This window comes from Photobacterium profundum, assembly GCF_003026285.1.
GTDB lineage: Bacteria > Pseudomonadota > Gammaproteobacteria > Enterobacterales > Vibrionaceae > Photobacterium > Photobacterium profundum.
The window spans coordinates 517,870-534,027 of the sequence record NZ_PYOD01000002.1; the positions used below are offsets into that span (position 1 = coordinate 517,870).

Consider the following 16,158-nt stretch of genomic DNA (forward strand, 5'->3'; position numbering starts at 1 on the left):
TGATCAGCATCCCAATCTTTTGTTACATTTATACTTACTTGCAGTAAGTGCGTGATATTATTAAAAAAAATAAACCCACTCAGGTAACAAACACATGGGAACGTTTCGTCAGATATTGGATACACATCCAAATCCTTGTGTCGTTCATATCAATTTTGTTCCAAAATATGCCAATGATGCTTTCGCTGTTTTTAGTGGTCTTGAAACCGCCGAAGATGTATTGAATTTAGAAACGATTAAAGTCTTATTTGAAAAATCCCATTGGGCTGAAGCTGATCAGCGTTACCACAACGTGATTGAATTGGGTCTCCCTAGTCCGCGTCAAACCATTAATCATACAAATATGAACGGCAACCCAATGATCGCAGAAATCACAGACAATGTGGTTGACTGGGAAGGTCAAAAAGCACTCTGCACGTTTATTAGTGTCGTCACAGATCGCATTCAACGAGAAAAGCAGCTCATTAACCTCGCTGCTCGTGATGAATTAACGGGGTTATTTAACCGTCGCTACTTCATTGAAACATACAATACTCTTATCAAATCTGGGAGTATTCATGAGTATTCAATGGCGATTGTTGATATTGATTTATTCAAAAATGTTAACGACAGTTACGGTCATTTAGCGGGTGACAAAATGCTTACCCACATCGCAAATACTGTTTCAGAGTCTATGAATGAAGATGAGCATATTGCACGATTAGGAGGAGAAGAGTTCGTATTATTACTAAAAGAAGGCTCTCATGTTAAATTAGTTTCTCGCCTTGAAACACTAAGAGATACGATTCAAAATCAAAAAGTATCCGTTTTATCAACACATAACGTCCCTTCTGTAATTTCATGTACCGTCTCCATTGGACTAACTAAAATAATGAAAAATACCACCTTTAAATCAAGTTATTTCAAAGCAGATCGTGCACTTTACCAAGCAAAAAGAAATGGTCGCAATCAAGTCGTATTTGACCTGTGATAATTCAAACCATTTTATTGAGATGTAGAACTATAAGGTTATTTAACTGTATAAAAACACGGTTAAACAATCTTTAGAGTAAAATAACCAACCATGTAATGGCGACAAAACACATTGAAACAAAAACCGCAGCAGAGCCAATATCTTTTGCTCGCCCGCTCAATTCATGATGCTCAGAACCAATACGATCAACGACGGCTTCTATGGCAGAATTAATTAGCTCGACTATCACCACAAGAAACATGCTTGCAATCATTGCCAGCTGCTCAAATTTAGTCACCGGAAGAAAGCAAGTGACGATAGTCAATACAACTAATAGTACCGATTCTTGACGAAATGCTGCTTCATTTATCCATGCTGCTTTCAATCCCTGAATGGAATACCCTGCTGCATCAATAACGCGTTTTATCCCTGTAGCGCCAGGTTTCATTATTACACTCTCTATTATGAATAATACCAATCTATAATGGTATAAATGCTCATTAAAACCAACGAGCATTTTTTGTTAACTATCAAATACGGTTCGATATATAATCATCGAACCGTGTAAATATATACCCAAGTTACTTCGCCAACTGTTCGCATGTTAAAAATATATCGAGGTCAGGTTTATATTCTGCAGTCTTCACATCCATCATACCAAGAACAGAATGGAATAAATTATCTTGTGAATATCCCCCCACTTCAGCTTCTTTACTGAGACATTCGCGGTCAATATGTCGGTCTTGTTGGAACGGTGGCGATAACCACATAATCATAGGTACTGTGGTTTGCTCTTTAGGGGCGATATTATAAGGAAGACCATGCAGGTACACCCCCTCTTCACCAAGAGATTCACCATGATCAGCGAGGTAGAACATGGCGGTATTATGGCTACTTTCGTCATTTTTTAAAATAGTAATAACGCTATTTAAAATATGGTCGGTGTAGAGAATCGAATTATCATAAGTATTTAATAATTCTTCTTTTGAGCAACCTTGGATTTCGCTTGTATTACATGTGGGTTTGAAGACTTTAAATTCATCAGGATAACGATCATTATAGGTCGGTCCATGGCTACCAATTAAATGCAATACAACGACCGAATCTTGTTCTAAAGATCCGATATATTCTTTGAGTTGCTCAAGTAAAATGCCGTCATAACACGAACCTGAATGACATAAACTAGGGTCAATTTCGGCAGACATCTCGATATGCTTTACACGATCACAAGCGCCTTTACACCCACCATCATTATCTTTCCACAATACATTGATGCCAGAATGCTGTAATACGTCTAATAACCCTTCTTGATGACGGGCAGTGGTGGCATTGTAAGTGGCCTTCGTCATATCAGAAAACATACATGGCAGTGAAACTGCCGTCGCAGTACCGCAAGAACTGACATTTTTAAAACTAATCACATCTTGTTGCGCTAATTGAGGGTTCGTTTGGCGGCTATAACCATTCAGTGAATAGTTCATTGAGCGCGATGCTTCGCCAACAACTAATACTAAGACATTCTTTTTATCGTTCTTGTTGTGCTCATCGGTAGCATCATTACCAATTTCAATAAAGGGCATATCAGCTTCTACGAGTTGGTATTTACCATACCGAAAGCCAGATGTTAGATAATTAGTTGGATTGATTAGGGCTTTTATTTCATTGTGATTCCTGACTAAAGAGGCATAGTCTTTGTAGTAAATCATCGCAATAAAAACGATGACAATCAAAGACACTAAAATACTCACAACCTTTACAGCCACTTCTTTAAAAACTGATGATTGAAACACAAGCCTAAAACGGCTCAGCAAAAATATAGGTATAGCGGCTAGTGTGATTACCCAAAGCAGCAATGTGACAGAGAAGTAACTGCCCGCCTCGCCAGAATTAGTTTCAAACACATTCACTATCATCCCATAGTTAAAATATGCCCCGTAGTTATACATCGCGTAAGTTGCTAGGGTCGATAATATAATGACGAAAGCAACTATCACACGATGAACATAAGGCCAAACTAGCAGGGTAAAAATAGCATTCATTATTGCTAAAATAACAATAGGAATAGAAATGACAAAACCAGTACTCGCTGCAGGTGTAATTGCAAATAAATCTTTAAGATGTACCCATAACGCTAAGTTCTGTAATAGTGTAAAAAACACCGCAATAATCAATGTATAGATAATACTGTTAACGCGTAATTTCATATTTATTCCAATTTGACGGTTCTATTCTTTAGCTATCTAAGTCAGTTAATCATGACATATAAAACAAAACTCATAAGTTTTATGAATACTTTCCAGTCCGGATTATGAACAGCGTGCAGTAGAATGGGAATCGATAAATATCAGAAATCACAATACATAAAAACAATCTTAGTTTACTAATGTGAGAACAGTATGCATAAATACAAAAAAACATGCATCAAAGCGAGTAAACCTATAGATATAGTCTGTTGATTTGTAAGTTTATTTTTTCTAATCTCAATGAAGAACCAGTAATCCAATACCATGCTGTTGAAATTGGCATTATTTCTAGGCTCAATAACACATATCCATACATTCAGTGTGGATATGTATACATTTCACTTTTACACTCCTCCCGTTACTTACCTTTTCACCACTACAATTAGGAATACCCATGAAATGCTTCCCACGCTCATTGATCAGTTTGGGGATCATGACTTGTTGCGCAGCCAGCAATGCCATGCCTCTTTCCTCATCACAAACCGACAGTATTGCGGATCGCCTGCAATCATCTACCCCGTACTTCCAAGCTCAGTGCCACTTAACTGACACAAACAGTGCCATTCCAACCGATTGCCAATACGCCCTTTTAAATCTGACTCACCTTGATCCTGCGGCAAGAAGTACATATACGATAGCATTACTAGGAATGGGGGTAGAAAGCCCTTACCTCTTGATTACTAGACCGCACGACCTTAATAAACGAGAGATTTATTTACTTGATGCGCCACTGAATAATGGTGAATTAGCCGACAGTGAATTGGATTATATTGAATCCCGAGTGATGAATGACCTCAGCAAAAATGCACGAGTACGTCGTTCCGCTACAGCAGGCAATGCACCAAAAATCATGGAATTTGTGCTCCACCGACGTTTCAATGTAGAACGCCAAGATAAAGGTAACGTGACGCTAAAATACAAAGTTCGTTACTACAGTCACTCGCCTTTTTATGCAACATCGGGTGATAAAGACAAATATGTCGAGATCGTATTGGCTGAAGGATCGGGCGTTGATATGGGAATGGCTGGCAGTTGGTCTGATATCTACCGCCGCTGGAACAGCAATAGCAACACCAGCTATGTATATAACGAGTACTTGGATACCATTGATGTCGATATTCAAGTTAACGACAAAGCCAAATTGCAGTCAGGGCAAATTTACTTAAACGATTTATACCCTAGAATGCAGGATCAGGTTGAATCCAAAGTTGATAAAGAGACCAGCACAAACATCAAAATTGGTCTTGGTGCAATATCACCTAAATTTCCAATTAAAGATATTGAATACAGTTTCACCGACAAATACAGTATCACCAATAAAAAGCAATTTGGTTTAGTGACTAAAACCCGGCCAGACGGTTACAACATACGTTACGAAAATAATAAATACGGGTCACAACTCGATCCGGAAAATGGCTTTTGTAACCTTGGTACAGCAGATGGATGGTGCTGGGATTATGACGAACGTCGTGGCAACCCGTGGAATTTCGACAAGCTTAAAAATAATAACTCCTTAGCCTTGAGTGGTCTTCGTCCTGACTTTGTTGCCAAAATCGCAGCTAAACCATCAACGTCAGGTATCTCAACCATCGATCTAACCACCACAGTAAAAAGCTTGGCTTTATTTGGTCATAACCGTTTCATTATTGGTCGTCGTTACAGCTCAGGCAGTGAGCTCTGGACATCCAATACCTCTGCTAATTCTAATTGGAAAGAAGACCGTAATTACGAGCAGCTAACGTACCAAGATAGCTTCCCTATTACCGTTGATTGGAACAGCCCATGGTTCCTCGGTGCCGATTCTGTCACGATTCAATCGACATATTTAAGCCAAGAGTCTCCGAAATGCCTTTCCGTAGTAAATAACGTTGAAGAACAAAGTGATAGCCTCGCATTTACTGATTGTATAAAAGGGGCGAAGTCTCAATCTTTTGTATTTGATGCAGCACACCGCTATCGCAGCGTCGCCAACACCGAACAATGTTTGGATACAACAAACGGTGTGCTTACACTTAGCAACGACTGTTCAGCGTATTATGCGAAAAACACTCAGATATGGTCGTGGCAAGAACCTAATAATTTTGCCAATGATGTGCTGTTTACCATTAACAATGATCGCACTATCAATGCTATCGACGCCTCAACGACTCCTCCGAGTATCCTGACAGTCAATGACAACAGCAACATGCCAAACAGTACGATTTATACCAGTCAATTTTCAGATTTCAGCCAAGTAAACCCATAACGATTCGATTCATTTCCACCATAAACCACCTCGACCATTCTTGAGTTCAGCGGGAATGGTCGTCTTTTATCATTACGTTCAACAGAAGCGGACAACTCTATGAAAAAAACACTCTTGTTATTCACCTTCTTTTTCTCTACGTTAGCCATGAGCGCCGATAATCAACCGCTCGACGCTCCTGTAATAGAGAATCTGTCACCCAATATGCTCACTCCTGCCGCCATGACGGCAAAGCAAGGCTCACCAACTTATACTTACGTGCGTTGCTGGTATCGTCCCGATTATACCCATGACGATCCGTCTACAGATTGGGAATGGGCAAAGCAGCCAAATGGGGATTACTTTACTGTTGAAGGGTATTGGTATTCTTCTATTTCTCTGAAAAACATGTTCTTTACGACCACCCCACAAACAGATATTGCAGAACGCTGTCAGGATACCCTAGGGGTAACGCATGATACGGCAGATATTACCTATTTCGCGTCAGACACCCGATTCTCGTATAACCACTCAATCTGGACGCAAGATACGATCTCACCATCAACAGCTATCAATAAGATCATCAGTTTTGGAGACAGTATTTCCGACACTGGTAACTTATTTAATGGCTCACAATGGATCTTCCCTAACAGTAATTCGTGGTTTCTTGGGCACTTCAGCAACGGTTTTGTATGGACAGAGTACCTCGCCAAGGCCAAACAACTCCCCTTATATACCTGGGCTGTAGGTGGTGCTGCTGGTGACACCCAATATGTGGTGTTATCCGGTATTCATGACCAAGTAAACTCTTATCTCACGTATATGAAATACACCAAAAACTATCAGCCAAAAAGCAGCTTATTTACTATTGAGTTCGGTCTAAATGATTTTGTTAATTACGATCGTTCTGTTGCAGACGTCAGCGAAGATTTTCGTCGCGCGATGGAAACACTCACCAGTAACGGCGCTGAGAATATCTTGGTATTGAATTTACCTGATGCCACCAAAGCACCACAGTTTAAGTACAGCGATCCTCAAGAAGCCGTGATCATTAAACAGAAGATTGAAGCGTTTAATCAATTTGTGGCTGCACAAGTCGCTATGTACAAGCAACAAGGTGTCAATATTGCACTATATGACACGTTTGCCTTGTTTGATGCGATGACCAGTAATCCAGAGCAATACGGATTCCGTAATGCATCTGATGCGTGTTTAAACATCAACCGAAGTTCATCTAAAGACTATTTAATGAGCCATGCGCTCACTAACGATTGTGCGAGCTATGGCTCTGACAGCTATGTGTTCTGGGGAGTCACCCACCCGACTACGCAAACCCATAAAGTCATCGCAGAACAAATATTGAAAGGCACACTCGATATATTTTCTTTCCAATAACGTTATACGCCAATCTAGATAAGGAAATAACCAGATACTTGTCTAGATTGGTATAAGCGAACCATCGAATAAATAAGATGCACAAAAAAAAGCCTGTATCTACAGGCTTTTTCTTACTAGAGATATCAATCTAATACGTTAGATAAAAGCAAGCAATGGCGAAATGCATAGCAAGATACCCGTAATGATAATCATATTTGTTGCAGCACCTTTATACTTCGCCAAATGCGGTACTTTATAGACTAAATAAGCAGGAATTAAACAGCCAACCAAACCAAACACAGGGCTACAGATCGAAGTAAAAGATAAAATAGGTGCATTTATCGCGATAGCTCCCCATGCTAATAAGATAATGAATACTGTTACCATCTTATTCACTAGTGCTTTATTTACCTGCGACTCTTTATATTTACGTAACAATATATTCATCGCCAAACCACGACATGCTTCTTGAAAAGCTAAGAACACGCCAAAAAATGAAGTAACAACAGCAAATATATTGATCACAATACCCGCAATAGTTGCCCAACTACCAGGGAAGTAATGCGCGATAATGGCTAAAGCTGAAATGTTTTTTTGCATTGCTTCAGCTGCTTGTCCTTGACTAATTGCCAAGGTGAATGATACCGCAAAGAAAAACACAATGACAAACAAAATACTAAAGGCAATTTTCATTGCACGTGACGCTTTGTAACGTGCTACTTCAATGGATTTTTCATGAGAACGGTATGAAATAACCATTGGACTTAAAGATTGAATAAAAAGAATAGAGGTTAACGTAAAAGGTAAGGTAATAATCGCATCTTTAAGCATGGTACCCCAAGTGCCCATTTGTGGAATATTCGCCATATCCCAACGAGCAATCAACAGCACACCCATTACCGCAACTAACGAAAGTACTGTTACCGCCATAAAGCCGGATAACTTAAACAGCAACTTTTCACCTTTCGAACCGATAAATGCCAAGATACAAATTAATGCTAGTCCGTAAAAAATATTATCATTTAGATGCCCATGTGTGACACCAAAAGAGTGGAGGTATGAAGCACTATCATTCGTTACCGCTAAAGAGTACACCAGCACCCAAATAACCAACATAATGAAATAAAGCGCACCTAATGCTATCCCCCAGTTTTTCCCTAAATAACCGGTAATAACACCAGGGTAATCCGTACATTCTTTAGACTCAGCCAATGTATTAATAAAAAGCTTCTGAAATAAGTACATTGCTGGGTAGCCAATCACAGAAGATAATAGGAATACCCACAACCCCATAACGCCAACTTGCACGGGTAAAAATACAATACCAGCACCAATTGCCATACCTATGCTCATCACAATCCAACCGACATCAACACTGTCGAATTTAATTGCTTTCTTCCATTCACTTTCTGTCATGTTTGCTTTTTCGTGTAAAGCAGATTGTTTTGTTATTGTTGCTGAATGCTCAGCACTGCTTATATCAGCCATTATATATTCCCAGTCTATTTGTAGAGTTGATGAGGTTATTTTTATTATTGATAATTTTACTATTTATCTTCTTTCTGAATAAATCATACGCTTCGCTTTAGAGAAAAACATTTCATTTATTTCAATCTACCAACCAAAAATAGAAATTATTACTTACATTTACGGTAATACACAAAAAGAGTTTCTCCTTTTGATTCGAATCAAACCTGAATTACTGAGCAACTACTAAATACATGATCCAACTCTAATTTATCGACTTTATATTCATCATTAAACCTACGCACATAATATTAACATCAAGATAAGGCTCACATATTTGTCATTTAAATAAGAGTGTGGATTATAATTACATATAACCAAAAATAACCATTTGTGAACATGAAAATAAATTTAATATTTATCTATAAATTAAGGAACAATATTATTCCGCAAGATTATAAGGTGGGAGAATTCTAGTTATTAAATGACTTTTTTATCTAAGATATAAAAAAACCCGCAAAGTGCGGGCTTATTCGGCAGTTACCTGACTGTTGCTGAAATAACAGTCTATTGAGAGACTGCAATCACTTCAATTTCTACTTTTGCATCAAGCGGTAATCGTGCAACTTCTACACAACTACGAGCTGGGCAATTTTCGCCAAAGAATGCGGCATACACTTCATTCACTGTACCAAAATCATTTAAGTCTTTTACAAATACCGTTGCTTTCACGATATCTGCTTTTGTTAAACCTGCTTCATTCACAATTGCTTCAACATTTGCCAATGATTGCTTTGCTTGTTCCGCCACATCTTCAGGCATTTTACCTGTTTCAGGGTTTAACGGTAATTGACCTGATGTATATAGCATATTACCGAATTTCTTTGCTTGAACGTAAGGTCCAACAGCTGCTGGTGCGTTATTTGTATTAATTGTTTCTACCATCATGTTCTACTTACCTTCTATATCATTTAAACGAGAATACATAGCGTTAGAATCGCTATCTTACATAGTGTTGCTATTTTATTTGTTTACCATGATATCTAAAATCTGTACGTCAGTCTGAGTCATTGAGCCATTTGCTAACGCAGAAAGGTTACGAATAGATGCATCGGCATTATCAGCAACAATGCCTTCATTTCCTGTTACATGAATACCATCAAGTGCCATTAATGCAGATTTAACCGCAGAGCCAGCTGAAGATGATACCTTCATGGCACAACTGGTTTTAGCGCCGTCACAAATGATGCCTGCAATATCGCCAATCATGCTGCAAATAGCATTATTGATTTTGTTAAGGTCGCCACCCAGTAACCAAGTCATTCCTGCAACGGCCCCCATAGATGCAGTTGTTGCGCCACATAAAGCCGATAATTTATTTTGATGACTCTTGATATAAATAGCCGTTAAATGGGACAGCATTAGCGCACGAATGGTTTTTTCTTTATCTACTTTTAAGAAATCAGCCACAACAACCACAGGCATCGTAGCGGCAATTCCTTGGTTACCTGATCCAGAATTACTCATAGCGGGTTTCATTGCACCATCCATACGAGCATCAGATGCAGCTGCCGTTCGACGTAATACGTCTGTTAGCAAACCACCAGAAAGCAAACCACGGTCAACATTGCGTTGAAAGGTTGCGCCAATCTGCAAGCCATATTTTCCCGTTAATCCTTCTTCAGATAAGGCATCATTAAGTTCTGAAGCATGTTCAATAAAGCGAATGTCTTCAAGAGGTGCATTTAAGGCAAAATCATAAATATCTTCTAGTAACGCACCTTCAAACGGATTAACTTTCTTCGTTGTCGTCGCCGTGTTCGCGGGTTCGGCAATATAGGTTGTGATACCATTTTCTTCAATAGCCATTACATGGGTATGGCTATCTGCAATAGTCACGGCTATAAACTCATCCCCACTGATAACAGTCACTTTAGCGTATAAAATGTTATTTACATCCGCCACACCAACATGAACATTGCCTGCATCGATCAATGTTTTGGCATGAGCAACATCTTCTGGAGTAATATTCTTTAACACTTCAAGTTGGGCTTTAGCCTCTCCAGCTATGGCACCAACAGCGGCAGCAATTGGCAGACCAACCATTCCAGTACCCGGAACGCCTACGCCCATGCCATTTTTCATCAAATTAGGTGAAACCAATGCAGTAATCTTTTCTACCGTACCATTAAGTTTTTCAACAGCAATTGCAGCAGCTAAAGCGACAGATACTGGCTCGGTACAACCTAAAGCCGGTACGACTTCACGTTTAACGACATCAATAAAACCATTCCATAAATTCGTTTTCATTCTATTCACCTTAATGCGCACGATACCAAGATAACTAACCAGCTGTTAACCACTCGCTTAATATGGGATTAGAATAAGCCTTCTTTCAGGGAAAATTTTCGCTTTAATTACTACTAAACAAAGAAAATAGAGAATAAATTTCCCCGAATAAGATACTAAGTAGGATTTTTGCGGTTAGATCACACTTCTAAATTGGAAAATAAACCCAAACACCTGCGCCCTACTTTATAGATCGTCTATATTTTCATATGAATTCCTCTGTAGAGAAAAGAGCGATGAGTTTAACAATAACTAAATATGAACAAATATGGGTCGATGGTCTGAATCGGGGTGATGTATCTGGGGCAGATGAAGCGTTCGCAGCAAACTGCATTATCCACATGGCCGGCGCACCAGATCCAAACCTTTCAGTCTCAGAATTCAAAGAGTTGGTCAGTGGCTTATTAACGGCTTTTCCAGACTTACACATAGCAATAAATGACCAGATTGTATCTGGCGACAAAGTCGCAACACGGTGGACTGCGATAGGCACTCATACAGGTCCTTTAGGGGCTTCACCGCCATCAGGAAATAAAGCGAAATTCGAAGGGTTAATCTTAGATCGTGTCGTGGAAGGTCAAGTTGTTGAACGTTGGGAGCAATGGGATCAAATGGGTATGCTACAACAGATAGGCGTGGTCTAAATTTCATTAACTCAAAAAATTATACAAAGATAACCATTCCACTTAATACTGCGATAAACAACCATAACCAGCTAAAAATACACACTATATACTGTCATCATTGTAGATAGTGTGTATTTAAATTATCTCGAGCTGAGGTTAAATTAGTAAAGTGCCCTTTCTATTTCATTCAAGCTTGATGGATCATCGATAGTCGATGGCACAACATATTGTTCTCCATCTGCGATTTGGCGAATAACACGGCGCAGTATTTTACCCGAACGGGTTTTCGGTAAGCGCTCAACAATTAACGCACGTTTAAAGCACGCCACCGCACCTATTTTTGCACGAACTTGTTGCAATAATTCTGCCTCAATAGCGCCATTTTCAGAGACATAACCGTCTTTCAATACCACCAAGCCTAATGGTAGCTGCCCTTTTAGATCATCGTGTATACCAATAACAGCACACTCGGCAACAGCTTCATGGGCACCTACTACTTCTTCCATTTCTCCAGTCGATAAGCGGTGACCAGCGACATTAATCACATCATCAATACGTCCCATCACAAACAGATAACCGTCTTCATCGATATAACCACCATCACCCGATACATAATAACCAGGAAACTGACTTAAATACCCTGATTCAAAGCGATCATGGTTACGCCATACGGTCGGTAAACAACTTGGCGGTAGTGGGCGCTTTATCGCAATATAGCCTTGCTCATTCATTGCTTGTCGCTCGCCTAATTCATTAAGCACTTCAACTTGATAGCCCGGTATCGCTTTGGTCGCTGAGCCCGGTTTTAAGTCAAATGTTTCTAGCCCCAAAGGATTGCCAGCAATAGCCCACCCCGTTTCAGTTTGCCACCAATGATCAACAACAGGACGTTGGGTTTTAGTCTCTACCCATTCAAGGGTTGGTGGATCTAACCGCTCGCCAGCCATAAAAATAGTCCGCAGTTTTTTCATCGGAAATGCAGCCAGCAATGCACCGTCTGGATCTTCTTTCTTGATCGCACGAAATGCCGTTGGGGCAGAAAATAAGATACTCACGTCGTACTCTTCACACACTCGCCAGAATGCAGCGGGATCCGGTGTTTTTACCGGCTTCCCTTCATACATGATCGTGGTACAACCATGAATAAGCGGCGCATAAATAATGTAAGAGTGCCCAACAACCCACCCTATATCAGATGCAGCCCAATACACTTCACCCGGTTTTACATTGTAAATCGATTCCATGCTGTATTTCATTGCAACAGCATGTCCGCCGTTATCACGCACCACGCCTTTAGGTTTTCCGGTTGTGCCTGATGTATATAAAATATATAGAGGATCTGTCGCTTTTACTGACACACAATCATGAGGTGCAGAACGGTTGAATAACGCTACCCAATCGATATCTCTGGCTTGATTTAAATCTGCAAGGCATTCTTTTCTTTGAAATACCACGACACTGTCTGGTTTCCAACGGCTATCCATTACCGCTTGATCCACCAGCGGTTTATAAGGAATAACTTTACTAACTTCAACTCCGCATGATGCTGTTAATACGATTTTCGGCTCAGCATCTTCGATACGAACGGCGAGTTCACTGGGTGCAAACCCACCAAATACAACAGAGTGAATCGCCCCTAATCGAGCACACGCTAACATTGCCATGGCCGCTTCAGGGATCATCGGCATATAGATTACAACTCGATCGCCTTTTTCAACCCCTAAACTTGCAAGCATACCGGCGGTTTTCGCGACTTGATCCCGTAATACACGGTAGCTGTAGCGCGCTTTTTTCCCCGTTACGGGTGAGTCATAGATAAGGGCGGTTTGATCACCTCGACCATTATCGACATGATAATCGAGCGCCAAATACGCAGTATTAAGTTCGCCATCGGCAAACCATCGCTCTATACCGTTCTCATCATTACTTAATATTGTTTCAGGAAATCGAAACCAAGAAATAGACTGTGCTTGTTGTTTCCAAAAGAGTTCTGGCTCGCTGGCGGCAAAATCAAATGCATCCTGATAGGCTGACATAGTGGTCTCCTTTCGCCTATTCAAGTGAATTGGTAGGCAGTATCTACATACCTACCAGCAGTATTAAGGCTCGTTAATTAATCACGAACAATTCCATGAATTCATTAACTGAGGTTGATTCCAATTTATTTTGATCGCTACATAGATCAAATATCTTTTGGCTAGTTCCGACAGGGAAACGGGTTTGTAGGTTACGTAGGAATTTATTCTCTAATACGGGAATACCTTCCTCACGGCGACGACGGTGGCCAATTGGATATTCCACCGCAATATTTTCAGTTGAAGAACCATCGTTAAAGTACACTTGGATCGCATTCGCAATAGAACGCTTGTCGGCTTCTAAATATTCCGCGCTGTATCGAGGATCTTCTTTGATCACCATTTTGTCGCGTAATACATCGATACGTGCATCGCCTTTATGGAAATCATCTTCATAATGCTCTGCAATTAAATCACCATGTAAAAGCGGCACCGCAATCATATATTGTAAGCAATGATCACGGTCGGCAGGGTTAGCAAGATTGCCCGACTTAGAAATAATACGAATGGCAGATTCATGCGTAGTAACAACAATGCGCTCAATGTCATCAATTCGATCTTTCACCTGATCATGCAGCGTTACTGCACATTCAACGGCAGTTTGCGCATGGAATTCAGCAGGGAAAGAGATTTTAAACAATACATTTTCCATTACATAGCTATCAAACGGCTGATTGACTTTAAATTGCTCCCCGTTAAATAACACATCGTAATATCCCCACTGCGGAGCAGTCAGAACCGATGGTAGACCCATCTCTCCTTTCATGGTGATCATCGCGAGGCGCACAGCACGTGATGTTGCATCGCCCGCAGCCCATGATTTACGAGATCCCGCATTAGGTGCATGACGATATGTGCGTAATGAACAACCGTCTACCCACGCTTGCGATACCGCATCAATAATTTGATCGCGATTACCACCCAGCATTTTAGTGACAACAGCCGTCGATGCGACTCGTACCAATAACACATGATCTAACCCAACGCGGTTATAACTATTCTCAAGCGCTAACACTCCTTGGATCTCGTGTGCTTTGATCATTGCCGTTAACACATCACGCATGGTAAGTGCCGGTTTGCCTTGAGATACTGCAACACGGCTTAAGTAATCAGCGGTTGCCAAAATACCGCCAAGGTTATCGGAAGGGTGCCCCCACTCTGCAGCTAGCCAAGTATCATTAAAATCGAGCCAACGAATAATACAACCAATATTAAATGCGGCCATAACCGGATCTAATTCGTGCGAGGTGCCCGGTACACGCGCACCATGCTGTACTGTAGTACCCGGCACAATAGGGCCAAGGTGCTTGGTACACTCAGGAAAGCGTAATGCTAATAGGCCACAACCTAAGGTATCGATTAAGCAGTTACGGGCAGTATTGTAGGCTTCTGCTGATTCAATCTGTGTGTTGGCAACATAATCGGCAATCTGTACTAATAACTCGTCAGGTGCTGGGCGTTCATTCACTTCTACGTTCGTACTCATGGGTTTTGTCCTTTTAAATTCATTAATCCGTTGGTATATCCAATCTAAATACGTTGTTCTATCGGTAACCAATCTTGATGTTCAGGGCCTTGATAATCGGCACTTGGGCGAATAATCCGGTTATTTTCACGCTGCTCAAAAACATGTGCAGCCCATCCTGTTACACGGCTAATTACAAAAATCGGTGTAAACAGTTTGGTAGGAATGCCCATGAAGTGATAAGCCGATGCATGGAAAAAATCAGCGTTAGGAAACAGTCCTTTTTCACGTTTCATAATTTGCTCGACCTTTTTTGACACCTCAAATAAGTGAGTATCATTAACGTCTTTAGATAACTTGCGCGACCACTCTTTAATCAAGGCATTTCGGGGATCGGATTCACGGTAAATGGCATGGCCAAAACCCATGATTTTGTCTTTATTCGCGAGCATTTCCATTGTGCCAGCTTCCGCTTGTTCTGCGCTTTGCCATTGTTCGATCATTGCCATCGCCGCTTCGTTGGCTCCGCCATGCAGCGGACCTCGCAAACTACCGATTGCCGCCGTAATACAAGAATGCAAATCAGACAAAGTGGACGCACACACACGCGCTGTAAATGTCGATGCATTAAATTCGTGCTCGGCATATAAAACCAACGAGCAATGCATCACCTTTTTATGTAATTCCGATGGCGCTTCGTCTGTCAGCATTTCTAAGAAGTAGCCGCCAATGCTGTCTTGCGTGCTATTTGCAGTATTAATTCGTACGCCATGGTGACTGTAGCGATACCAATAACAAATAATGGCGGGCAATAATGCTAATAAGGTGTCCGTTTTCTCGCCTTGTTCTGAAAAGTCGTGCTCTTGATCAAGATTACCGAGCATTGAACAGCCTGTTCGCATCACATCCATTGGGTGTGCATTGGCTGGAATCGCTTCTAATACTAAGCATAATGCTGGGGGTAAACCGCGAGCACTTTGTAATGCTTGTTTATAATTATCCAGTTCACTTTGTGTGGGTAGCTGACCTTTTAACAGCAGATAAGCCACTTCTTCAAATTCAGCATGATGAGCAAGATCGGTGATGTCATAACCCCGATAGGTTAAACCTGTGCCCGATTGGCCAACAGTACACAACGAGGTTGTACCTGCACTCTGGCCACGTAACCCAGCACCGTTCAGGGCTTTCTTATCCTTTTGACTATCAGTTACGGCTATTACAGACATAACGGACTCCTTTATATTTCACATTATTGGATTAGGTTGATTACTTTTTATTCGATGACAATATAAGGATGTCAAAGCACATAAAGAGCATCGTAATAAATCACTACTTAATTCGTTATTTGTTGTATTTAATTATTATTTTTATTGGTTCAGT

12 protein-coding genes are annotated in these 16,158 nt (G+C 40.6%); 4 read left to right on the forward strand and 8 right to left on the reverse strand.

The window, feature by feature from the left end:
• The first annotated feature begins 94 nt into the window (after nt 1-94).
• Nucleotides 95-970, forward strand: a complete 876-nt coding sequence (locus C9J48_RS07135; protein ID WP_006228912.1) for a GGDEF domain-containing protein — start codon at nt 95-97, stop codon at nt 968-970.
• A gap of 73 nt (nt 971-1,043) precedes the next feature.
• Here the strand turns inward: C9J48_RS07135 and C9J48_RS07140 are convergent, their stop codons facing one another.
• A complete protein-coding gene (locus tag C9J48_RS07140) occupies nt 1,044-1,400 on the reverse strand; it encodes a diacylglycerol kinase (RefSeq protein WP_006228911.1) in 357 nt (118 codons plus the stop codon).
• Nucleotides 1,401-1,533: 133 nt separating this feature from the next.
• Nucleotides 1,534-3,156 carry a phosphoethanolamine transferase EptA gene (gene eptA, locus C9J48_RS07145; RefSeq protein ID WP_006228910.1) on the reverse strand — a complete coding sequence of 541 codons (1,623 nt, stop codon included), beginning with the start codon at nt 3,154-3,156 and terminating at the stop codon, nt 1,534-1,536.
• A 433-nt stretch (nt 3,157-3,589) separates the two neighbouring features.
• On the opposite strand from eptA, the gene C9J48_RS07150 reads away from it, so the two are divergent.
• The gene (locus C9J48_RS07150) at nt 3,590-5,440 is read left to right on the forward strand and encodes a ricin-type beta-trefoil lectin domain protein (RefSeq protein ID WP_036802543.1); all 1,851 of its coding nucleotides are present in this window, start codon (nt 3,590-3,592) and stop codon (nt 5,438-5,440) included.
• A gap of 99 nt (nt 5,441-5,539) precedes the next feature.
• Entirely contained in the window at nt 5,540-6,814 is a 1,275-nt protein-coding gene (locus C9J48_RS07155; protein WP_006228907.1) for an SGNH/GDSL hydrolase family protein, read from the forward strand.
• A gap of 138 nt (nt 6,815-6,952) precedes the next feature.
• Here the strand turns inward: C9J48_RS07155 and C9J48_RS07160 are convergent, their stop codons facing one another.
• The 3 genes from C9J48_RS07160 to C9J48_RS07170 form a co-directional block, all read right to left on the reverse strand.
• Complete coding sequence (locus tag C9J48_RS07160; protein WP_006228906.1) at nt 6,953-8,284, reverse strand: SLC5/6 family protein; 1,332 nt, start codon at nt 8,282-8,284, stop codon at nt 6,953-6,955.
• Nucleotides 8,285-8,830: 546 nt separating this feature from the next.
• Nucleotides 8,831-9,208: a RidA family protein gene (locus C9J48_RS07165; RefSeq protein WP_006228905.1), complete on the reverse strand. Its 378-nt coding sequence runs from the start codon at nt 9,206-9,208 to the stop codon at nt 8,831-8,833.
• A gap of 78 nt (nt 9,209-9,286) precedes the next feature.
• Nucleotides 9,287-10,573: an L-cysteine desulfidase family protein gene (locus tag C9J48_RS07170; RefSeq protein ID WP_006228904.1), complete on the reverse strand. Its 1,287-nt coding sequence runs from the start codon at nt 10,571-10,573 to the stop codon at nt 9,287-9,289.
• 275 nt (nt 10,574-10,848) lie between these two features.
• On the opposite strand from C9J48_RS07170, the gene C9J48_RS07175 reads away from it, so the two are divergent.
• Entirely contained in the window at nt 10,849-11,256 is a 408-nt protein-coding gene (locus C9J48_RS07175) for an ester cyclase (RefSeq protein ID WP_006228903.1), read from the forward strand.
• A 143-nt stretch (nt 11,257-11,399) separates the two neighbouring features.
• Here C9J48_RS07175 and C9J48_RS07180 read toward each other — a convergent pair whose 3' ends face one another.
• From C9J48_RS07180 to prpC, 3 genes are read right to left on the reverse strand one after another with little or no spacing between them, the layout of a single operon-like run.
• Entirely contained in the window at nt 11,400-13,298 is a 1,899-nt protein-coding gene (locus C9J48_RS07180; protein WP_107281072.1) for a propionyl-CoA synthetase, read from the reverse strand.
• A gap of 49 nt (nt 13,299-13,347) precedes the next feature.
• Entirely contained in the window at nt 13,348-14,799 is a 1,452-nt protein-coding gene (locus C9J48_RS07185; RefSeq protein WP_006228901.1) for a bifunctional 2-methylcitrate dehydratase/aconitate hydratase, read from the reverse strand.
• Nucleotides 14,800-14,843: 44 nt separating this feature from the next.
• The gene (gene prpC, locus C9J48_RS07190; protein WP_006228900.1) at nt 14,844-16,004 is read right to left on the reverse strand and encodes a bifunctional 2-methylcitrate synthase/citrate synthase; all 1,161 of its coding nucleotides are present in this window, start codon (nt 16,002-16,004) and stop codon (nt 14,844-14,846) included.
• Nucleotides 16,005-16,158: the final 154 nt, after the last annotated feature.

Excerpts from the sequence above, each read along its gene's own strand:
- C9J48_RS07135 (WP_006228912.1), top strand. The coding sequence starts at position 95 with ATGGGAACGTTTCGTCAGATATTGGATACACATCCAAATCCTTGTGTC.
- C9J48_RS07140 (WP_006228911.1), bottom strand. The coding sequence starts at position 1,400 with ATGAAACCTGGCGCTACAGGGATAAAACGCGTTATTGATGCAGCAGGG.
- eptA (WP_006228910.1), bottom strand. The coding sequence starts at position 3,156 with ATGAAATTACGCGTTAACAGTATTATCTATACATTGATTATTGCGGTG.
- C9J48_RS07150 (WP_036802543.1), top strand. The coding sequence starts at position 3,590 with ATGAAATGCTTCCCACGCTCATTGATCAGTTTGGGGATCATGACTTGT.
- C9J48_RS07155 (WP_006228907.1), top strand. The coding sequence starts at position 5,540 with ATGAAAAAAACACTCTTGTTATTCACCTTCTTTTTCTCTACGTTAGCC.
- C9J48_RS07160 (WP_006228906.1), bottom strand. The coding sequence starts at position 8,284 with ATGGCTGATATAAGCAGTGCTGAGCATTCAGCAACAATAACAAAACAA.
- C9J48_RS07165 (WP_006228905.1), bottom strand. The coding sequence starts at position 9,208 with ATGGTAGAAACAATTAATACAAATAACGCACCAGCAGCTGTTGGACCT.
- C9J48_RS07170 (WP_006228904.1), bottom strand. The coding sequence starts at position 10,573 with ATGAAAACGAATTTATGGAATGGTTTTATTGATGTCGTTAAACGTGAA.
- C9J48_RS07175 (WP_006228903.1), top strand. The coding sequence starts at position 10,849 with ATGAGTTTAACAATAACTAAATATGAACAAATATGGGTCGATGGTCTG.
- C9J48_RS07185 (WP_006228901.1), bottom strand. The coding sequence starts at position 14,799 with ATGAGTACGAACGTAGAAGTGAATGAACGCCCAGCACCTGACGAGTTA.
- prpC (WP_006228900.1), bottom strand. The coding sequence starts at position 16,004 with ATGTCTGTAATAGCCGTAACTGATAGTCAAAAGGATAAGAAAGCCCTG.